The 21,739-nt window shown below is 44.1% G+C and carries 19 protein-coding genes; 5 read left to right on the top strand and 14 right to left on the bottom strand.

Going from position 1 to position 21,739, the window contains the following annotated elements; all coding sequences use genetic code 11:
- The first annotated feature begins 24 nt into the window (after window positions 1-24).
- The 3 genes from sps_RS19895 (at window position 25) to sps_RS19885 (ending at window position 3,691) form a co-directional block, all read left to right on the top strand.
- Window positions 25-612, top strand: a complete 588-nt coding sequence (locus tag sps_RS19895) for a glycine zipper domain-containing protein (RefSeq protein WP_077754086.1) — start codon at window positions 25-27, stop codon at window positions 610-612.
- A 143-nt stretch (window positions 613-755) separates the two neighbouring features.
- On the top strand, window positions 756-1,334 hold the full coding sequence (locus tag sps_RS19890; protein ID WP_077754085.1) for a PhnA domain-containing protein: 579 nt from the start codon (window positions 756-758) through the stop codon (window positions 1,332-1,334).
- A gap of 146 nt (window positions 1,335-1,480) precedes the next feature.
- The gene (locus sps_RS19885) at window positions 1,481-3,691 is read left to right on the top strand and encodes a multiheme c-type cytochrome (protein WP_169915853.1); all 2,211 of its coding nucleotides are present in this window, start codon (window positions 1,481-1,483) and stop codon (window positions 3,689-3,691) included.
- A gap of 107 nt (window positions 3,692-3,798) precedes the next feature.
- On the opposite strand, the gene sps_RS19880 is transcribed toward sps_RS19885, so the two are convergent.
- The 11 genes from sps_RS19880 to sps_RS19830 form a co-directional block, all read right to left on the bottom strand.
- Complete coding sequence (locus sps_RS19880) at window positions 3,799-4,869, bottom strand: HupE/UreJ family protein (protein ID WP_077754083.1); 1,071 nt, start codon at window positions 4,867-4,869, stop codon at window positions 3,799-3,801.
- A 1-nt stretch (window position 4,870) separates the two neighbouring features.
- Window positions 4,871-5,794, bottom strand: coding sequence for a peptidyl-prolyl cis-trans isomerase (locus sps_RS19875; RefSeq protein ID WP_077754082.1), 924 nt, complete (start codon window positions 5,792-5,794; stop codon window positions 4,871-4,873).
- A 110-nt stretch (window positions 5,795-5,904) separates the two neighbouring features.
- Complete coding sequence (locus sps_RS19870; RefSeq protein WP_237157889.1) at window positions 5,905-7,815, bottom strand: DUF3604 domain-containing protein; 1,911 nt, start codon at window positions 7,813-7,815, stop codon at window positions 5,905-5,907.
- A 34-nt stretch (window positions 7,816-7,849) separates the two neighbouring features.
- The gene (locus sps_RS19865) at window positions 7,850-8,263 is read right to left on the bottom strand and encodes a DUF6491 family protein (RefSeq protein WP_077754081.1); all 414 of its coding nucleotides are present in this window, start codon (window positions 8,261-8,263) and stop codon (window positions 7,850-7,852) included.
- Window positions 8,264-8,316: 53 nt separating this feature from the next.
- Window positions 8,317-9,909, bottom strand: a complete 1,593-nt coding sequence (locus sps_RS19860) for an arylsulfatase (protein ID WP_077754080.1) — start codon at window positions 9,907-9,909, stop codon at window positions 8,317-8,319.
- 138 nt (window positions 9,910-10,047) lie between these two features.
- The gene (locus sps_RS19855) at window positions 10,048-10,845 is read right to left on the bottom strand and encodes a hypothetical protein (RefSeq protein ID WP_149027316.1); all 798 of its coding nucleotides are present in this window, start codon (window positions 10,843-10,845) and stop codon (window positions 10,048-10,050) included.
- Window positions 10,846-10,925: 80 nt separating this feature from the next.
- Window positions 10,926-11,900 carry a SphA family protein gene (locus sps_RS19850; RefSeq protein ID WP_237157888.1) on the bottom strand — a complete coding sequence of 325 codons (975 nt, stop codon included), beginning with the start codon at window positions 11,898-11,900 and terminating at the stop codon, window positions 10,926-10,928.
- 548 nt (window positions 11,901-12,448) lie between these two features.
- Window positions 12,449-13,237 carry a DsbA family protein gene (locus tag sps_RS19845; RefSeq protein WP_077754079.1) on the bottom strand — a complete coding sequence of 263 codons (789 nt, stop codon included), beginning with the start codon at window positions 13,235-13,237 and terminating at the stop codon, window positions 12,449-12,451.
- A gap of 164 nt (window positions 13,238-13,401) precedes the next feature.
- Entirely contained in the window at window positions 13,402-14,298 is an 897-nt protein-coding gene (locus sps_RS19840) for an SPASM domain-containing protein (RefSeq protein WP_218919668.1), read from the bottom strand.
- A 356-nt stretch (window positions 14,299-14,654) separates the two neighbouring features.
- Window positions 14,655-16,118 carry a sulfatase family protein gene (locus sps_RS19835; protein ID WP_149027315.1) on the bottom strand — a complete coding sequence of 488 codons (1,464 nt, stop codon included), beginning with the start codon at window positions 16,116-16,118 and terminating at the stop codon, window positions 14,655-14,657.
- Between the two features lie 22 nt (window positions 16,119-16,140).
- Entirely contained in the window at window positions 16,141-16,896 is a 756-nt protein-coding gene (locus sps_RS19830; RefSeq protein WP_077754077.1) for an outer membrane protein OmpK, read from the bottom strand.
- Window positions 16,897-17,202: 306 nt separating this feature from the next.
- Here sps_RS19830 and sps_RS19825 point away from each other — a divergent pair, with 306 nt between their 5' ends.
- A complete protein-coding gene (locus sps_RS19825) occupies window positions 17,203-19,050 on the top strand; it encodes an aryl-sulfate sulfotransferase (RefSeq protein WP_077754076.1) in 1,848 nt (615 codons plus the stop codon).
- A gap of 45 nt (window positions 19,051-19,095) precedes the next feature.
- Window positions 19,096-20,304 carry an IS256 family transposase gene (locus tag sps_RS19820; protein ID WP_077751066.1) on the top strand — a complete coding sequence of 403 codons (1,209 nt, stop codon included), beginning with the start codon at window positions 19,096-19,098 and terminating at the stop codon, window positions 20,302-20,304.
- 169 nt (window positions 20,305-20,473) lie between these two features.
- Here sps_RS19820 and sps_RS29105 read toward each other — a convergent pair whose 3' ends face one another.
- From sps_RS29105 to sps_RS19810, 3 genes are read right to left on the bottom strand one after another with little or no spacing between them, the layout of a single operon-like run.
- Window positions 20,474-20,596 carry a hypothetical protein gene (locus tag sps_RS29105; RefSeq protein ID WP_257788637.1) on the bottom strand — a complete coding sequence of 41 codons (123 nt, stop codon included), beginning with the start codon at window positions 20,594-20,596 and terminating at the stop codon, window positions 20,474-20,476.
- 48 nt (window positions 20,597-20,644) lie between these two features.
- Window positions 20,645-20,920 (bottom strand): sulfatase-like hydrolase/transferase, encoded by a 276-nt coding sequence (locus sps_RS19815; protein ID WP_077754078.1) that lies wholly within the window; start codon window positions 20,918-20,920, stop codon window positions 20,645-20,647.
- 22 nt (window positions 20,921-20,942) lie between these two features.
- Window positions 20,943-21,698, bottom strand: coding sequence for an outer membrane protein OmpK (locus tag sps_RS19810; RefSeq protein ID WP_077754077.1), 756 nt, complete (start codon window positions 21,696-21,698; stop codon window positions 20,943-20,945).
- Window positions 21,699-21,739 lie beyond the last annotated feature (41 nt).

Here is a 21,739-nt window from a genome sequence, read left to right as displayed (position 1 = left end):
TTTCTCTTTTATATGGAACCCCTTATGAAATATATTTTACGTACATCGTCAATGATGCTTTCAGCATTAGCACTCTCAGGCTTTGCACTTTGTTTTTCTACGGCAATTAACGCGGAGCAGTATATCTTTCCTGAAAATGGCCAAAGTAAGGAGCAACAGAACCTTGATAAGCAGAGCTGTCATGTCTGGGCTATTGAGGAGACGGGTTTTGATCCTGAAAACCCTCAGGTCGCTCAAGTCGTAGCATATACAGCACCGATAACGCCTTCACAGCCAGTAGAGCAGGGATCTGATAGAGGGTCGGGAATGCGCGGCGCCATGGCTGGTGCGGCGGCTGGGGCCATCATTGCCGAGGTAGGGGATGATGACCGCAGCGATGCGGCGGCAACAGGTGCTGCTGTAGGTGCCGTTGCTGGACGCCGTCAGAGCAGACGTTCAAATACTCAAGCTGCTGAGCAACAAGCACAAGCGCAGCAACAAGCGGTTCAACAACAGGCTCAGGCACAAGCGGCCGCAGATCAGCAAACTCAGCTTGCTAATACTCAGGGTACTGATAATTACTATAAGGCTAGCTCGGCTTGTCTCGAAGCTAAAGGCTACAGCGTCAAATAGCGTATATCTTGAGTCAGTTTGTAGTCGATGCCGCTAAGAATATGCGTAGCCTCTAAGCATCGACCTCACTCACTTTTTCACTTTGGGACTCTGTGCTATAGTGCCGCCCATTATTGTGTATATGTTTGATTTAAGAGATCGAGATGACTAGAGAACTATTAAAGCGCTGCGACAGCAAGTGTGAACTGTGTGCTAGCGAGTCAAAGCTAGCGTCCTATGAGCTTCCGGACTCAAAAGGATACGGCGATGCGCGTATCATGATCTGTGACACTTGTACTGGTCAAATCCAAGATCGCAGCACCATAGACATGAATCACTGGCGTTGTCTCAATGACAGCATGTGGAGCCAAGTTCCAGCCGTTCAAGTGATGGCTTACCGTATGCTTAAGCAGCTGAATGAAGAAGCATGGGCGCGTGATTTACTGGATATGCTCTATCTCGATGACGACATGCTGGCATGGGGCGAAGCCGGCATCGAAGAGGTTGATGAAGATTTTATCCCTCATAAAGACAGTAACGGCGCTATTCTCGAAGCTGGTGATAACGTGGTGATCATTAAAGATCTTAACGTTAAAGGCACCACCTTTACCGCAAAGCGTGGTACTACGGTCCGTGGTATCTCGCTGACAAACAATCCTGAGCACATCGAAGGGCGCGTTAGCGGTACCCGTATCGTTATTCTAACTTGCTTCGTTAAGAAAGTGCCTGCAGGCGAAGAGTAACCCTCTTCCTCAGCAAATATTTGGATTTTAAGCCACCGTTATTGCGAATTGACGGTGGCTTTTTTGTGAGCGTAAAATACGTTATCAGCCTTGACTGTGTTATAAGTGATTGTATATAAGCTTATTTAATGAAGTTGGTATTACACATGAGCATCGCTTTACTTGGACTTTTGCTGCTGTCTACATTCATATGTCCGTTCGTGATGGCTGCAGATGGCTCGCCAAGCTTAGTGGGTAGTGCTAGCTGTCAGACTTGTCATAGCGAGCAATATCGCCAGTGGCAAACGAGCCATCACTATTTAGCTATGTCTGTTGCCACACAAACCAGTGTTTTAGGTGATTTCAATAATAGTCAATTTACCTACAACGGCGTGACCTCACGTTTTTACCGTCGAGGTGGTAAGTTTTATGTCACCACAGACAATGCCGAGGGCAAGTTACAAGAGTTTCATATCGGCTATACCTTCGGCGTCTATCCATTACAGCAATATCTGATTGATTTCCCTAACGGTGCCAAACAAGTATTGAGCATAATCTGGGACACGCGTAGCAAGGAGGAGGGAGGACAGCGCTGGTATCACCTGTATCCGGAGCAGCTTCATGGTGTGGATGAGCCAGAACTTGAGGCCATCGATCATAATGATCCTTTGCACTGGACTGGCAGTATGTTCAACTGGAACAGTCGCTGCGCTGGTTGCCACTCTACCGGACTAGAGGTTAATTATGAACCTGAAAACAACAGCTTCAATACTCAATGGTTTGAAATCAATGTTGGCTGTGAAGCCTGCCATGGTTCGGGTGAGCAACACCTGAAATGGGCGGAAAAACCGGGTAAAAAAACCAAGACTTTACTGAATAAAGGCTTTCCCCAGTCCATTAATAATCTCGCTAAATGGGGGCATATAGCGGATAGTAAATCGGGTAGTAGTGATATTTATCAAACTTTTACCCGTAGTGGCCCTATAGCCCAGCGGCAAAAAGAGACTTGCGCAGCTTGCCATTCGAGACGCACACCGCTGCAATTGTCGAACCCCGGCCATGACTATAATGATGACCATTTACTCTCTCTATTACAAAGCCCGCTTTATTATGCCGATGGCCAGATGCGTGAAGAGGTTTTCGTCTGGGGATCTTTTCTGCAGAGTAAGATGCAAGCCGCGGGCGTCACCTGCAGCAACTGCCATAATCCCCATAGTTTAAGCCTGAAAGCTGAGGGCAATGTACTCTGCACTCAGTGTCATAATCCAAGCGTATTCGATCAGCTTGAGCATCATCACCATGAAGGAGAGGGTGCTGAATGTGTCAGTTGTCATATGCCAACTACCACATATATGGGCGTCGATGGCAGGCAAGATCACAGTTTTAGGATCCCCCGTCCAGCCTTAGCTGCTCGCATTGGTGCACCCAATGCCTGCAGCCAATGTCATAGTGACAAGTCTAACTCATGGGCTCAGAAGACCATTGATAATTGGAATAAGGCCAGAGGTAAGCAGCCGAGTAAGCATGACTTTGCCGAGGCTTTTTTCGATGCCGAAAGTGGAGAAATCAATGCCTCGACTGCGCTGTTACAAATAGCCTTGGATTCAGGGCAAGTGGGGATAGCGAGGGGAAGCGCGATATTGCGCCATGGTAAGTTTCATAATGCAGACAGCCTGAAGGCGACACAAGCTCTGTTACTGGACGCGGATCCTTTGGTGCGTTTAGGAGCTGTACGCTCTATGGACGCTTTGCCTATAGATCTTAAAGCTCGGTTGTTATTAAATCATCTCGAACAAAGCAGTAAGTCGGTGCGGGTTGAGATTGCCCGTCAATTGGCGAGCCTGCCTTTAGAACAGTTGCCCAAGGCTCAGGCAAACCTGATTTTAACTATGTTTGATGAGTTTATCGAGTCGGCGAAGTTTAATGCCAGTGCTCCCGAGAGCCAGGTATTACTAGGCCTGTTCTATTTCGAACGCCAGAATTATGTATTGGCAGAACAGGCTTATCTGCAAGCACTGAAAATATCGCCTAGGTTCGAGAGCGCCGGACTGAATCTTGCCGATCTGTATCGTCTGCTTGGGCGTGAAAAACAAAGCCTTGCCATGTTAAAACAGACGTTAAAACGATTCCCTGGCTCGGCCGCCGCCAACTATTCTATGGGGCTCTGGTATGTACGCGACAGGGATTATGCCGCGGCGCTGAATTGGTTATTAACAGCCAGTGAATTGGACCCAGTTAATGGGCACTATGCCATTACCTATGCCTTAGGCTTAGATAAACTCAATAATCGGCAAGAGGCTAAGGTCTTTCTGAGAGATTGGATAACTGAACACGGTGCCCAGCCTCAAGTTAAGGCTGTGCTAAATAGCTTAAGATGAGGTCAATCGATGAGGTAAATTAAAGGGCTTATATAGATAAGCCCTTTATCGACAAGCAAAGGTAAAAATACAGTTAAAAATATAATCGTAGCGCTAAGATACAGGCATTAGGCCCAAAAGCTGACCGTTCTCTCTATTACCCAGAATGCAGACAGTCCACCAATGCCATAGGCCATTAAGGTCAAGGCTTGAGAGCGTGAGTGAGGGCTAATCCACCCCAAGTTTACCCATCTCAGACTTATTCCGCCGGCAATCAAGACCGCTGCCACGAAGGCCAGTTGTCCTAGTTCGACACCGACATTAAAAAATAGCAGGGCAAGGGGGATAGCATTTTGCGGTAAGCCTATCTCAGCCAACGCGCCGGCGAAGCCAAAACCATGGAGCAGACCGAAGATAAAAGCCACCATCCAAGGAGAGCGTTCGGCTATGCCTACCTTTCCCTTCTGGCCATGAATGATCTCCACGGCTAAAAACAAGATACTCAGGGCAATAACGGCTTCAACCGGCGGTAAGGCTATGCTGGCGATCCCTAGTGAGGCTAAGGCCAAAGTGATGCTGTGGGCCAAGGTGAAGGCTGTTATCGCGCCTATGAGTCTGCGCCTGTCTTTGATAATGAGCAGTAGGGCGAACACGAACAGCAGGTGGTCAAAACCAAGCAAAATATGCTCGATGCCGAGTAAGGTATAGACCTTGATGACCTCGGCATTAGAAGATTCGGCAGCAGATTCAATGACGAAGCTGGTGTTCACCGGAGTCAATCTGGCCATCTGGGTCGCGCCATTTAAGTGCTGCACCCGGATCAGAATATCTGTGGTGGTGTTGGCAAGTTCAGGAATTGAGACAGTTTTGTCAGCTAGGCCGCCATCACATTGAATTGACCAGTGGCTGATGTCGGCCGACGCTGTGTGAACCCTGTGAATGCGTTCCAGCTTAGTACAATTGTCTGGAAACTCAGGGCTTAACTTTAGTACTCGAGTCTCTTTTCTGGGGAGCTTCCAGGTGATCTTGAAGGAGGTGTTATCGAGCTGGGTCAACTCCAAATAGGCAGGTCTTATCTCATCAGCCTCTACTATTGATGCATGCATAATCAGAGGAATTGCCAAAAGCAGGGTCGTTAAGTACGGTTTGCTCCAACCAATCAATTTACCTATCAGGGGGAAAGAGTGAAGATTATTCATGTCAGCCCCTATTAACCGTCTCTAGTGACTCTTTTGGAGCCTGAGATTCGCTGGCGACACTCTTCTTAAGCATTTGTGAGGGCTTACTCATAATCACTATCTGGTAATTTTCTTTTAGCTTGGCGTAAAGTGAGTGATTACTTTTTTTCTGTTGCTCAGTTCGCCAATAGGATAAGACTTTACTCCGTATCTCCCTCAATGGCGGAAGTTGGCCATCTATGTGGTCATCGACTCTTATCAGATGTCGGCCATAGCCAGACTCGATGGGCCCAAGCCATTGACCAACAGGCAAAGTGACGACTGCTTCCTTGAACTGACGACCAAATATTCTGGCGACTTGATAATCTGCAATCTGTTGGTAGTGCTGCTTGCCATTGAAACTGTCGCCTAAGCCTGAGGGTACTGGTTGGGTTGGCAACTCATTGAGGCGGGCGAGCAGTGACTTTTGGTTTAATAGGCTCTCACTACTTAGGTTATCGGCGCTGAAAAATATGTGAGAAAAGCTCAAACGAACCGGGGAAAGAAACTTGTCCGGGTTAGCGGCTAGATATGCGGTTAACTCTTCATCGGATGGTTCAGTGGGGATAAGTAGATCGTTAGCGATAAACTCCATTTTCTCTGCAAGGCGTCTACGAATAATTGGGTCTTCACGGCCCAGATCTAAGGCCAAGGCTTCACGGTAATAAATCTCCTCGCGAATCTGTCGTTCAATGACCTTGAGTAACTCTGATTCTGATGGGAGACGATGCCATTTTTGCTGCCATTGGCTTGTGGTTCTTTGGATATCGGCTTCTGAGATGATGATGCGATTGGGCGCCGCTTCTTCATTATCATTCACTAAGGCGTAGAGGCCGAACAAAGCGGCGCCGATTAGCATAAAATGAGCGAAGGGATCACGAATAAATTTTTTAAATATTAGTGGCATAGTACACCTTTAAAACCTAGTGCCGGGGGCAAGATAGAATATAAAATGGTTTATGGGCCTTAGTTTAAGCTAGCAAATACGTACTTAAACTAAGGCAATTCAAGCTGAACTTATCCCGCAGGTTTATACCAAATAGGTGATGTCCAGGCGCGCTCCTGAATGCTGGCTTGCACATCATCTAGCAGAGGCAGCTTGTTTCTTACCGCATCATAGGTAGTCCAACGAGGTGTTGGGATCTCTATGACTCGGGTGTAATAAAAAGCATGTTGCTCCGGATTAAACTCAGTGTCGGTCCAACTGCCAATGAGAGCGGTAGCGCCTATGGTATTGGTGTATTTAGCCGTTGTCAGATCGACTGTGTTGCCAACTGGTATAAGCTTGCCATCTTCACCCTTCTTACGTTTATCTGACCAGACTACATCGATAATTTTTTCATGTGTGTCGCCCTTAGCATCGACCCATCCCTTGATTATCTGTACCCGGTCGAGGTTAGCGCCGTCGGGATCTTTCATTGCGTGGACTGTAAAGGTTGGTGCAGAGCCAATCGAAGGAAGATCGCTGCCCATAGGGACGCCGAGGTCGTAGCCCTGCTGAACCATCTCTTGACCATTCTTAGGATTTGCGGGAAGTTCTACGCCGCCGAAGAAACGCACCTTGATGCGCGGTCCTGTCGTTGAGTATGTCTCACGGCTCTTCATCGCATCCCATAAACCGCTACGAGTGTTCTGAGTTGCCCAGACACCGGCTAAGGTTCCAATACTGAGATCTTTGCCATCGATCCAACCGACAACGGCTCCGGTCCGGCGCGCATCTATGCTGCCGTCGTCTTCTCCATGGGCGCCGATAAAGCTGTCTTCAGCAACAGCGGAAGGCAGGCCATTATGATTATCTGTGCCGCCAATAGTGCCGTATTTAAACGGATTCACGCCGAGGGATTGCTCATAAGCGAGTCCCATTTTTAGCCCTTCACGAACGAAGTCTTTCTTGTGGAAGGTTCGGCCACTGGATTTCTGAATCGAATCGGCATTCTCAAAATCGGCAAATTCATCTTCAGGCCAGAACTGTCTGTGAACCTCAGAGTTGCCTTTAACTTGCATCATCTCCATCAAAGGCTCGAAATGTTGACGGGTTTGGGCATATTCAAGGTCGATAGGCTTGCCCTCTGCATCGACACTGGGGAACATCATGCCTTTACTGGCGTTAGAGTTATGGGGAATTGCCAGCAGCTTCATGCCTTTGGATTCTTGTTGGGACATCCACTGCCACAGACCATCTTCGCGGTTAGTATCGATATAGCTGATGGGGGCATCGGGTACCTGAGCGTCACGAAATATCACATTTCTGTGCAAGTTACCGCCTCCGGGAGCGCCGCTCCACTCGAAGGCTTTTAATGCGGTGAATTTTCCTGGTTGATTATACTTGTCTGCCGTTTCCTGCATGATTTTCCAGGCACTCTTGACCGACTCGGGACCGGTGAAGAAGGGGGGGTGAGCAGGATTCGCACCACGGTTGCTGGATATCACATATTTCATAAACCAGGATTCGCGATCCTTGATATCTGTCATGGCCCGTAGCTCTTTAAGTAATTCTTGATCGTGTCCTTCGGCGCCCTCGGTCAAGTTGGTATACATCTCACCTATGTATTCGGCGTGATCGGTTACGGCGATGAAGTCTAAAGGACGATGACGTTTAAGCTCGCGGCCCATCAGGTTAACGGTTTCGCCCTGAGCATAGCGGTAGGCATCTTCATGGGTTAAGCGTGTACCGCCCAGATAAGCATCTAGGGAGAAGGCCGTGTGCATATGGGTTTCACCAAAATACACATCCTTAGTAGGATTGACGGCCACTGACTGGTCAGTGCCGCTTGTATCTTGTTTGGCCTCTTGATTAACAGCTGTTTGGGTCGATTGCTCGGAGGCGCTCTTGGCTGGTGCCTCTTCATTCTTTTGAGGCGAGCAGGCACTCAAGGTCGCGGCGATAGTCATGCCTAACAATGTTGGCATCAAAATAGACTTGTTCATCTGGCTATTCCCTTAGTTTTTAGACAAATTGAAATTAATGTTTAAAGTTACTGATGCGGTCTTTTATCTCTTCTTTCTGAGCCTTATCTTTCAGGCGGTAGATCTGTTTGATGCGATATTTAAGCTTAGGTTCAGCTGCCGTTGACACAGAGTCGAACCCTGCTTCTACTTTACCCATGGTTGAAGTGACCAAGAGTGCCTGGGCAAACTTTAACTGATTATTTGGACCATCTAAGATCAGCAAATAAGACTCTCTTGGTCTGCTGTCGACAATCACAGAGCGGTTATCTACATTGCTCCAGCCATCCATCCTGAAGTTATCGATAGCGTTAACCTCTTCGAGATCCGGGAACACATATTGAGCCGCCTTGGCTTGTGACTCTTCGGTGCTGGCGCAGCCAGTGAGTAGCAAGGAGAGCGATATCAAGATAAGTGTTAGGTATTTCATATTCGATCCTCAAAGTTTTGTTCCACTAATATTAAGTACATAAATCTGTAAAGTTATAAGCCAACATCTTTGGGTGGATACTGCTTAAATGTTGCGGCGTGGGCCTTAGACTCGGCGCCCATGGAACCAAGCCAGGCATTGCGTCTGTGTCCTACTGGGTATTGCTCCTTGGGGTCGATATACAGGTTAAATAACCAAGGTGCCAAGCCAATATCCTTGATGGTCGCCATATCGATATTGAGAAACTGTGAGTCTGTGGTGATCACCTTGAAATGGATCTTATACTCGTTCATGCGCATGGCGAGAAAGTCCTTCTGGCTCCAGATAAACACCTTGTCACGCATAGATTGGCCGTTATCGGCTAATAAAAATGCAGTCTGATCTATGCCATCGATATATTTGTCACTGGGGACCTTATCCAAAACACCAGCTAGGGCGACCGAAGTGTTAAAGATATCCATTAAATCAAACAGACCATCGCTGACTTGTCCGGGTTTAATCATGCCCTTCCAGTAGGCGATGCCGGGAATGCGCACTGCGCCGTCCCAACCAGTACCTTTTCCGCCGCGAAATGGGGTGTAACCTGCATCTGGCCAGCTATCGCTCTGTGGGCCGTTATCTGAGGTAAAGAAGATTAAGGTGTTTTCCAGCTGTCCAGATTCACGTAGAGCCTCGACAATTTCGCCCACATAGGCATCGACTTCCACCACGGCATCCTTGAAGGCATACTTGCTGGCACTGGCGCCTTCAAAAGCCTTGGGCGGATGATTATCCGCATGGGTCTTCATGAAAGAATGTTGCAGATAAAAAGGCTTATTTCCCTTCGCCAATGTTTTAATTTTCTTAACGGTAAACTCCTTGAGCATACGGTCGGCATTGGCCATATCGTCTATGCTTCTGATGGGAGTTAGATCTTTGGTTTTTCCATTCTTAAAGCCGTGAACTAGACCTTGGCTCTGCTCAATGGATTGATATTTCGCGAATTTTTCTTTATCCAGCACTAAGTCTGGATAACGACGCTTATCGTAGGCCTGAACGTACTCCTTCTGGGCACGGTAATAACCATAGAACTCATCGAAACCGACATCTTGTGGACGCATGCCCACGGCTTCACCCACGTGCCATTTACCGGTCAATATAGTTTCATAACCTGCATCACTCATCAGCTTGGCTGAAGTGATTTCATCGTCCCAAGGGTTAGCGGTGAGTTTATCCCCAGCTAAAATAGGACGATAGAGTCCAGTTCTGACTGGGAGTCTTCCGGTGATCATCGCCGACCGAGTCGGGGTGCAGGTAGTCTGCGAATAGGTAGAGGTAAGCTTGAGTCCGCCCTGAGCCAGCGCATCGATATTAGGGGTTGCAGCACCTATGGCCACTCCGCCACCGAAGGCGCCAACATCACCATAGCCTAAATCATCCACCATCAGGATGAGTACATTGGGGCGTTTGCCTGTTTTCTGCTTTAGGGTGGCGAGTTTGGTGTCGGCTTGTTTCTGCTGCTCAGGGCGAGGCACCGCTGCCTCCATATTTTCCTTAAACTTTTTGGCGTCACTGAGCGCCGATACGGCTTCAGCCGAAACCATAGACGGTATCGAGAAGCAGCTTAATGCCATCATGGGCAGCAGGATTCTGGCTGGCTTGTTCATGTATCTTTCCCTGTTAATAGTGTATTCCATTAATTCGTTTCGATATCGTTCAACTTTTTTTAAACATCGTTCAATACATTCTAAACATCGTTCAAGACTGCTTCATTAACTGTCATTTATCTGTCGGCGAAGCGACAATTACAAGATTGATGGAAATATCAGCTTGGCCGTCAAGCGGATTGTTGCCTCTGGGCTACTAAGGGCATTGTCGGCAAAGTTATACTCGTATTGGGCATTAAACTGTACCGGCAGTTTGCCAAACTTATGCAGCTTAGCGACCTTAAATCCCAGTGGCAGACTACTCCACTCACCTTGCTCCCAGTCATAGGTTGCTGTCATCTCTGATACCCCCACGGACCAGCCTCCACCTATAGAAACACTAACCAGAGGTTGCAGAATACTCACGTTAACATCTTCTCGGTTATTTTCTCCGGCTAGGGTGAAGATGTTTTGATTGAAGAGTCCCCATAAAAGATGACTCTCGTGTACCGTAAAACCTATGGCTGGACCAGCGCCCCATTTCTCTGCCCCTCTGTGTTCGCCACCAGTTGGTAGTAGGGCGACGGCACCTACGGCCCAACGTCCCCATTCTATGTCGAAGGTGGCCAGATCAAACAGGGTAATATCGGACAAGCCAGTGTCTTGAAAAGGACTGGAAGTAATGATGGGGGCAGTGATTCGCATGATGTGGGATTGTTGGCCTATTTTAAAAGGCATGGCGGAGCGCAGTACAAAATTATTGGCACTATCACTTGAACTCTTGCTATCAAGGTTATGATAACTTTGGGTGTACCAGTCTGATAGTTGTAAGGACATTAAGCTGGCGGTGGGATCGTCTGCTGCCTGCTCCAATGATTGCTCTGCCTGAGCCGGTGATAGCAAAACCAGAGGACTCATGGCTAAAAAAGTGATGGCCACATATTTTCTAAAATCCATATTTACAATTCCTGCCCATTACATAGCTTATTCAGTTCAAAGGTAAACGTCATCGAGTGATGTTAATTGACATCATTCGATCAAAATTTAGCTAAGATCTTGAAGAAGATGGTATCGCCTTTGGCTCGCCTGTTAGTGTCGAACTCGTGCAGCCACTTGAGCTCTGCGACAATATCGGTATTGCCCGTTTTGGCCGAATAGAAGAGGGTTGGCCCGCCACCTATGCTGCGTGCCTTGAAATCGCCGTATTTGGCGCCGCTGCCACTATCACCTGAGATCTGCTGATACCAATAGGCGGTTGTGCCAAATCCTGCCACACCGCCGAACATGGGCAGGTGTTGAATGAAAGTTGACTCGATATGTGCCTGATCACCTGACTTGTAATCGGTGGCGCTGTTGGTCTGGTTAAAGGTGATACCGCCGAAAGTGGAAAATTCTCTACCGGTTCTCGGGTTCAAATAAATCAGTGATGCCGTGGGCTCGAAACTCCAGAAGTTTTTACCTGTATTGGCTAGCCTACCAACTTCGTAGTCGCCAGTCGGTGCATAGGCACTGATGCGAAAGTTAGTATTAAGCTCTGGGGTTATGGTGTAGTTGAGCATGAGCGGCATCAAGATGATATCGCCAATACCAGAGTCGCTACTCGATTTTTTTGCACCAACGCTCTTACTTACGTCGCTGACGCTGGCGGTGACATCTATAGTGACATAGGGGATAGTTGTGCTCATGGCATAACTCCAGCCCTCTGCAAACTCAATCGGTGGGCGCCACAGCAAGGTAAGGCCAAGAGCCTGAGATTCGACATCGACTTCGGTTGCTGCAAGCCCGGCAATAGGTACTACAACATCTTTGTCGAAGCTGCCCGAATAGGTGAGGTAATTGATACGGGCAATGACAGTTTCAGTTGCCGGGACCCCGTCAATAGAGGAAGCCATAGAACCTGGCATATAGTGGCCGCTGCCGCCTTCTTCGGCGTGAACTGAGGATGAGCAGGCTATCGTAGTGAATAGCATAAAACGACTGATAATGTTGTTTGAGTGTGTTCGAATACTCATGAGATTCCCTGTCTTAATTTCGACTTATCTAACTTAATGCCATATCCGGCATGATATATTGCCAACAGAGCTGTTTTTATCGGGTTGAGCTTTTGATAAAGCACATATATGTCTGTAGAACTAAAGAATGTTGGGTTATTGTTTCCTTGGTGTTTCTAGTTGTAAGCTAGCAGCTTTTGTTGGTGAGTTAAAGTGAATTCATTCTCGTTTTTGGCGAGTTAATTGGATTAATTATGTATAAATGGATTTGATTTTTACTGATTTTTTTGGAGGATAAATTTAGTTGAGCAGATGATTTTTTAGTCAAGTTATTGATGCAGGGAAAGTGGGTCAAGATACCCAAGAGCTTAGAGAAAGTGAGACTCAGATAGCGAAAGGCGGTGGCTTTGGCTATCAGTAGGTTAGAAAATACGGATTTTATATGGGCATTGATTACGCCAGAGGGCCAGAAAGTGATACCTACTATCTGCAGGCTGGCTCCGCCTGGTGATAGCTCCTCGGACGAATAGTATAAGCCTGCCAGTGGACGCTAGCAGGCTTAGCAAGGATTAAGAGATTTTGTTTTTTACCTCTTCAATAGCCGCTTTCAGTCCCTCAGGGTCAAAGCCTTTGATGATCTTGATGTTTTCTATTGTTGGATTGGCCGATGGCATTACGATAAGGGCTGGCGTTCCTTGAAAGCCAAGGTGCGAAAACAGTTGGAAGTTAGCTTTGATACTGTCAGTACCTTGATCATTTAGCTTGAAGTCGGCAACTAGCACACCCGCCTTTTCTGCTTGAGTGTTAATATCGGTTTCTGTTAGCTTGCCTTCATTTTTTCCGGTAGCAAAAACATTGTCATGGAAGGTGGCGTAGGCTTTACTTCCTTTTTGCTCGAAAATCCATTGCCCCATTTGTGCTGCATAACCCGATGGCGCCCAGCGTCTGGAAAATATAGGGGTCTCCTTAAAGACAAATTTCACATCGGCATTTTCTTCAATAAGTTGTTTCACCTCAGGGGCGATTTTTGAACAAAATACACACTGATAATCAAAGAACTCAATCACACTGACTTGTGCATCTTTAGGGCCTATAAATGGCGTTTTTGCGTCTTGAGTTAATTGTGTCGCCATCACTTTCGCTGTTTCAATCGACTGTTTATCTAATGCAGCTTGCTTTTTCTGATTTAATTTCTCTGATGCTTGAATCAGAAATTCTGGGTGCTGGACTAAGTAGTCACTGGCTATTTGACCTAATTGTTCCTTCTGTTCTGGATTTAGATTAGATAAATCTAATTTATTGCTGTCGCAGCCGCTTAGTGCAAGTGCAATAAATATAGGGATCAGGACTTGTTTCATTTTTTAACCTTAATGATTGAGTCTTCAAAAAGTCGAAGCGATATCTGTCCAATCAAAATAAAGTTAATCTTGCAGCTATAACAGTTAATTTTTGATCATCTTAGTTAGAAGAATCGCTTACTCGGCCCTACACAATAGGTTTAGGGCTCTTTATCCTATTTCTATTATTTCAGTATTTCTTTTATCAGCATTGGTGAGTGACCTTTTTCCCATAGGTTCGACATTAGCTTCAGGTTTTTATTACTGGATCTGAAAAATATCTCATATGCACTACAAAGGTAATTATGACCAGGCTCGCCGTTTTCATTGACGGAAAACCTATGCTTGGGGCAACCTCCGTGGCAGGCAAATTTAAACTCGCATTGTTGGCATTTTTTAGTCAGTGATGAGCATTTATCACTTCCAAATAAGTGGTTAAGCGAAGACTCATTCATTGCCTTAATACTCGTTTCATGAATATTGCCTAATTTGTATTCAGGGTATACGTAGTGATCGCCGTTTGCTTCCAAGGCAAAATTACTGCCACAGCGCTGTGCAAAAACGCAAATAATAGCCGGCATTTTTGCCCATGCGGCGAACGCTTGTTCAAAAGTTTGTATATAGACAGTGCCAATATCGTGTTTCACCCATTCGGTGAATATCTCTGCGAGAAACTTGCCGAATTCTATTGATTTGACAGACCAGGAGGACACTGTTGACTCTAAGTTCGACATGGGGCTGACTAGATACAAGCCATTTTCATCTTCTTGATTAGATAAGCGTTCAACGAGAGGGATAAATTGGATATTATTGCTGCCAATCGATTTTAAGTAATTATAAAGTTTCAAAGGGGATTTAACGTTGTAATCACTTACTACGGCTAGAGTGTTAAATTCAACTTGATGTTCTTGCAGTAATAAAATGGCTCTTAGCACTCTTGCATGAGTCGGTTTTCCTGAACGCGTGAGACGGTACTTATCATGCATCTCTGCTGTTCCATCTATAGATATGCCGATCAGAAAATCATGCTTTTTGAAGAATAAACACCAAGCATTGTCGAGTAGTATTCCATTAGTTTGCATTGTGTGGCTAACGCTCTTTCCTTTTGCGTATTTTTTACAAAAAGCATAGCCATTTCAAAATAATCCAATCCTAATAATGTAGGCTCACCACCTTGCCAAGCTATCACAACCTCTGTTCCATGTTGGGCATCAATTTGTTGTTTAATGAACTATTTAAGAGTGGAGATCTCCATCTTCCAATCCAGTTTTCTATCTGGATATAGCTGTTCTTTTTCCAAATAAAAACAATAGGTGCAATCTAAATTACAAGTTGAACCTGATGGCTTAGCCATTACATGGCAACTTTTGGGAAGGGAATTATTCATTTTAAAATCTCAAATAAAAAACCCTCCTAATCAGTAGGAGGTGTTTGATCTTTAGCTTTTTCTTTTTTCCATAATGGAGTCAGTTTCGATATCTTTCTTGTAAGCTTCGAATTTTTCCATTAATGATTTCTGTATTTCATCTTGTTTACCGACTTGGTTCCAAACTTCGTATTTATCATCTTTTAAGTTAAATAAGTACTTGGGCTGCTCATCTCGGTCTAAGATCAGTTTCCAATCGCCGTCACGTATTGCCCATTCATTAACTGCATCATCTTGAAAAGGCATGTCAATAGTCCAAATCATTGGCTTCTTTCTTTCTAGTGTTTTACCTGAGAATGTAGGGACAATAGACTGGCCATCGAGTGTTCTATCTGAAGGGAGATCAAAATGCATCAATTGCGACAATGTAGGTAGGATATCTAACCCATAGACTGGCTCATTCGAAATTTGCCCTGCTTCTATGGATTTGTATTTGAAGATGGCTGGAACACGTATCCCACCCTCAAGAAGGTTATCTTTTCGGCCGCGGAAACCTCCTGTTTCTCCAGCCATATTGAGTTCCCATGGCTTTCTTGCCTCCCGAGTCACAGGACCATTGTCACTGGTAAAAATAATGATGGTGTTATCTTCCTCACCCATCTGCTTAATTTTATCTACAACCCGGCCTAATTGCTCATCCATAAAAGTGACATTGGCATAATATTCACCTTGTCCTCGATAGGGGAGGTTTTTCCAATCAAAATAGAAAGCATCTGGATTCTTCTTTGCAAAATCAGAACGATAGTCTGAATACATGTTCAAAATTCTGTCTGGTGAGGCTATTGGAGTATGTACTTCAGAATAGGGAATGTACAAAAAGAAAGGCTGCTTTCCTTTCTGTTTATCCAAGTAACCAACTACCTCATCGGTGACGAGTTCGGCACTAAACTTAGATGTGGTCCCTACAGCTTTACCATTACGCCAAAAGTTATCAGGATACAATTTGCCGTTTCTGAAACCATTTTGTGGCTTAGCGTTTTTTACTTTTTGATTATCGGCGAAGGCGCCTGGAATGATAAAACTATACTCAAAGCCCATATCATCGACTTGAGGATGATCTTTCATTTCTATTCCACCATTAAGGTGCACCTTTCCCATGATCGCAGTGTCGTAGCCCTTGTCTTGCAATATATTTGCGATAGTGATTTCATTTTCACCAAGGTGTATGTTTTTGCCATGGGGGATCCAAGATCTAATTCCTGTTCTATATGGGGTTCGACCTGTGAGCATGCCTGCTCTAGAGGGCGAGCAAAGTGGAGCTGGTGAGTAATACTGGGTGTATTTGATCCCAGCAGCCGCTAACTTGTCGATGTTAGGTGTCTTTAATATCGGGTGCCCGTAATTGGCTAAGTCACCATAACCAAGATCGTCTACGTAAAATATAACGAGATTTGGCTGTTCCTCAGCAAGGGCTATATTTCCTCCCAGAAGTGACATGCCGACTAAAGTTGTAATTAATGATTTTTTAAATTTCATGTTTATCTCTTTTTTATCGAGTTTAGAAGTGATACCCAAATAGAAAAATCATTTGGTCGCCGTACCCTTCATAACTGAGCTTATTTTGGAAATAACGATATGTCACTCCTAGGCTCATAGACATATTCATTTTCCAGTTAAGGGTTAAACCACCATTGATTCCAAAATTTCCGTATTGTTGTTCCGAATAAGCTTCATTGCGGTCTATTTCAAATTCATTCCAATTTGAAAGGGTGAAGTTGTATTCTGACAGCTTAAAGAAGAACGCAGAGGTCCAACCGAGTACATAACCATTGAAACCATTAGCTGAATTTCCGGTTGCCGGAGACTGATAATCAGAGGATAATTCATGTATGCTAATGAAAGGTTTGAAGAAGAATTGTTTGTTTTGAAAGCCTAAATACCCCATACCTATCATGGTATTTAGTTCGTCTCCCCATTTGTTGTCTAAATTGGCATATGCCTTGCCAAATATGGTGAAATCAGAGTCATTTAAACGATAATGACCACTGGCCATAAATGATACATTTCGGTTGTCTACGCCATGATCGAATTTATTATATTCATAGAATGAATATAACTCTCCTTTATCAAACACTGCACCGAAATCACCGACTAGTTTCCATAAGTCCCCACGGTCTGTATCTACAGCGCCAATATCCCAGTTGGCATAACCCGTTTTTATAGAGCCGAATGTATATTTAAGCTCAACAGCTTGAGAGTTTGTTACGAACAGTAAATATAAAAATAATATTTTTATAATTAAATTAGACCTCATAAATGCTACTGCCTTGTTGTTGCTGATAACTTATTCTTTTAAATGAAACACTTTTTTAACCTTTTAGTTACCCCCTTATTGTTTCTTTAAGGTTACAGATGTTGTCACTACCTCTGGTTTGCGTTGTTATTTCACACTATGAGGATACATTGCTGAAACGCTTTGGTTATTTCAGGTTCTTGTTTAATGCTGTAAAACAAATATGTTTCATTAAGGTATCTAATGGTTTTTATTAGATCTGGTGAGGTGTTAAATGTTGTTAAAGTAATTTGTTTTTTGTTTATTCTTATTGTTAAGGATGTATAAATGAGTAAGTTAAATTTATTTAAGTCAGTAAGCTTGGCTGCCATATTCACAGTCGGTGCGTTATCAACAACAGCGACATTCGCTTATAACGGTGAGCCGCGTGTTTTACCTGAACAGGGGGTTGACGTTACTAATGCCGTTGTTAAGGCGCATAAGGACATTTATGATGGATTACTAGGTGATATAACGAGTAATAACACACTAGGAGTAAAGCCTATTGTTACTTTAAATCCATATGGGACTGCGCCATTGAGCGCATATGTTGGTTTTTGGAACGAAGATACAAGTAAGTCATTTGAGGTATCTGTAACTTCTAAAAACTCAACAGTACCTATAACTTTAAGTCATGTTTATACACCCGATACCGGTGCCAACTTACTCGTTGTTTCTGGTCTTGAACCAGATACACTTAATACGATTACTGTAAAGGAAAGTGATGAAAATACACCGTTTTCTTATACTTATGTTTACCATCTGCAAACAGAGCCTTTGGCACCAACTGATGCCGAAATGGTTGATGGTGAGTATGTGATTTCTGGTACGCCGATCTTTGATGTTAAATATTCAGACTCCGATTTCAGTAAACGTAGTGATGGGATCTACATGACCTCGTACTATGGGCGTGGTCACTACGGTCTAGATAATAATGGAGATGTGCGTTGGGCATTAACTAATGACGTCATTCCATCGTTTAACTTTAACCTAGTTGGCGATGGTCGTTATGTATCCAATGGTTCAACCGTTGTTGATAATGTGACTGTTAGTAGTCCAGCGACTAACAAGACAATCTACGAGTGGGATATCATGGGTCGCGTTTATAGCGTAACTAATATGCAATATGAAGCACACCATACGACCATACTCGTTGATGGAGATAGTTCGCAACTTTTACTACCATCTGAGAAGTCAGACTATAATGATGGTGCTGAATTAACTCGTGAAGATGGTGTATCCATTATAGACCGAGCTACTGGTACTGAAGTTAACTATTATGACTTTTCAAAATTATTAGATAGTAATCGGGCGCCTACCATTATTAATGGTGATGGTGACAATCGTAACGACTGGGCTCATTTAAATGCAGCCTATAATGATGCTACTCAGGACCTTATCATCGCTTCTTTACGTAATCAAAATGTTTTTGTTGGTATTACTCCACAAGACAATGCTGATGCGACTATTAGTTTTATAGCGGGTTCCCATCATGAGTGGTCTACAGAGTTAGAGCAATACTTGTTAACGCCTGTAGATGCAGATGGTACGGCTCTTTATAATCTAGAAGATACTGCTGATATTGATAAGGCGGATAAAGAGTTCTGGACTTGGGGCCAACATGGAGTTACACCTCTACCAAGTAGTGTGAAGGGTATTGTTAGACTTGCCATGTTTGATGATGGTAATTATCGTTCATACGATCCTGATTTACAGCTAGTGGCCGCTGACAATTGGGGTCGTTACGTAGAGTTCACTATCGACTTATCGAAAATGACCATTAGTAAAGATGCTGAGTGGGGTAAAGAACTCGGCGGTATTTTCTACTCGTCATACGTAGGTAACGTTTTTAGAGACCCTATAAACGGAAACATGCTAATCAACTCTGGTGGTGCTATGGTTGATGGTAATGGTATACCTACAGAACTTGATTCAGGTACAGGTCCTTTGGATCCAGATGTAGATCCATATACGAGTGAGAGTCGTCCTATATTCGTAGAAGTGCAGCAGAATGAGGATGGTTCATATAACAAACTATTTGAATTAGTGGCTACGTCGGGCCGAGTTAAGACTCCTGATGATGGTGAAGGCAATACATGGCGGATAGATATGGAGCCTGTAAATAATTTTGTGTAACTACCTTTCAATCAGTACCCTATGTGGGTCAATGGAAGGTAGAGTATGAATAAAAAAGAACTAGAAGCATTCGCTAAACAAGCCGCTAAAGGCATTAAAACCGAAGCCGATTTAAATGACTTTAGGGCTATGCTAACCAAAGTCACTGTTGAGGCCGCATTAAATGCTGAACTCGATCATCACTTAGGCTATCAAAAAAACGAGAAGGTCGCGGCTGGTAATAACCGCAATGGCTACTCCCACAAACAAATAAAGACCGAAGATGGATGCTTCGAGTTAGACACTCCCCGTGACCGAAATGGTAGCTTTGAGCCTGAGATTGTTAAAAAGAACCAAAGCCGCTTCACCTCGATGGATGACAAAATTTTACATCTTTATGCGAAAGGAATGACGACACGAGATATTGTCGATACCTTTGATGAGATGTATGGCGCAGAGATATCACCAACGCTAATTTCTCGCGTCACTAACTCAGTCCTTGAGCGTGTCGTCGAATGGCAATCTCGTCCGCTAGAACCCGTGTATCCTATCGTTTACCTTGACTGTATTGTGGTTAAAATCAGGGAGAACAGTAAGGTCATCAACAAAGCTATTTTCCTCGCGCTTGGCGTTAACCTCGAAGGCCATAAAGAGTTACTTGGCATGTGGATAGCAGAGAACGAGGGCGCTAAGTTTTGGTTAAATGTACTGACAGAGCTTCAAAATCGTGGACTCAAAGATATCCTCATCGCCTGCATTGACGGTCTAAAAGGTTTTCCTGATGCCATAAATACCGTGTTCCCAAACACTCAAATCCAGCTCTGCATCGTCCATATGGTTCGAAACTCGATGAAGTTTGTGCCGTACAAAGATTACAAGGCGGTGACAGCTGATTTAAAGAGGATTTACCAGTCAGTGACCGAAGAGGAAGCGTTGCTTAATTTGGAACGTTTTGGCGAGCAATGGGACGCTAAATATCCTAGTATCTCAGCATCCTGGCACAGGCACTGGACTAATCTTAATACGCTATTTAATTACCCTCAAGACATCCGGAAAGCCATCTATACAACTAATGCTATCGAGTCATTAAACAGTGTGATTAGGAAAGCAATCAAGAATCGTAAGCTCTTCCCAAATGATGACTCAGCGAAGAAAGTCGTTTACTTGGCGATTATGCAAGCTTCGAAGAAGTGGACCATGCCGATAAGAAACTGGAAACCAGCACTCAATCGTTTTATTATTGAATTTGAAGATCGAATAGCAGACTATATATAATTTAGGTAGTTACACAGAATCTGCTACAGGGTCTAGATATGAGTAATTTCTTTGTTATCAAAAAAGACTTGTATGAGTAACTCATAATTTTGATTATGTGACAGCTGCTTGTAAAGTCCTGAAGGTGGCACTATTGAGTCGTGCCCCTTCAAATCCAGATAACAAAACATTAAGCCGCAATGAACTCCTGCTCAATCAGGCTATAACCTTTGCCACGTAAACTCTTTATGGCACCTTCAGGGATGTTTGCTGCTTTGTAACCGATCAATATAGGACGTCTTCCTAAGATCATTTGATGTGGCTACTCTCAGGGTAAACCTAATACTGAGAATGCTCATGGCTAAACCTCATCTGTTCGACCTGTGAGCATGCCTGCTCTAGAGGGCGAGCAAAGTGGAGCTGGTGAGTAATACTGGGTGTATTTGATCCCAGCAGCCGCTAACTTGTCGATGTTAGGTGTCTTTAATATCGGGTGCCCGTAATTGGCTAAGTCACCATAACCAAGATCGTCTACGTAAAATATAACGAGATTTGGCTGTTCCTCAGCAAGGGCTATATTTCCTCCCAGAAGTGACATGCCGACTAAAGTTGTAATTAATGATTTTTTAAATTTCATGTTTATCTCTTTTTTATCGAGTTTAGAAGTGATACCCAAATAGAAAAATCATTTGGTCGCCGTACCCTTCATAACTGAGCTTATTTTGGAAATAACGATATGTCACTCCTAGGCTCATAGACATATTCATTTTCCAGTTAAGGGTTAAACCACCATTGATTCCAAAATTTCCGTATTGTTGTTCCGAATAAGCTTCATTGCGGTCTATTTCAAATTCATTCCAATTTGAAAGGGTGAAGTTGTATTCTGACAGCTTAAAGAAGAACGCAGAGGTCCAACCGAGTACATAACCATTGAAACCATTAGCTGAATTTCCGGTTGCCGGAGACTGATAATCAGAGGATAATTCATGTATGCTAATGAAAGGTTTGAAGAAGAATTGTTTGTTTTGAAAGCCTAAATACCCCATACCTATCATGGTATTTAGTTCGTCTCCCCATTTGTTGTCTAAATTGGCATATGCCTTGCCAAATATGGTGAAATCAGAGTCATTTAAACGATAATGACCACTGGCCATAAATGATACATTTCGGTTGTCTACGCCATGATCGAATTTATTATATTCATAGAATGAATATAACTCTCCTTTATCAAACACTGCACCGAAATCACCGACTAGTTTCCATAAGTCCCCACGGTCTGTATCTACAGCGCCAATATCCCAGTTGGCATAACCCGTTTTTATAGAGCCGAATGTATATTTAAGCTCAACAGCTTGAGAGTTTGTTACGAACAGTAAATATAAAAATAATATTTTTATAATTAAATTAGACCTCATAAATGCTACTGCCTTGTTGTTGCTGATAACTTATTCTTTTA

The sequence above is a fragment of the Shewanella psychrophila genome, from assembly GCF_002005305.1.
Classification (GTDB): domain Bacteria; phylum Pseudomonadota; class Gammaproteobacteria; order Enterobacterales; family Shewanellaceae; genus Shewanella; species Shewanella psychrophila.
The sequence above is the reverse complement of the archived record's forward strand: the minus strand, read 5'-3'. Positions and strand labels throughout refer to the sequence as shown.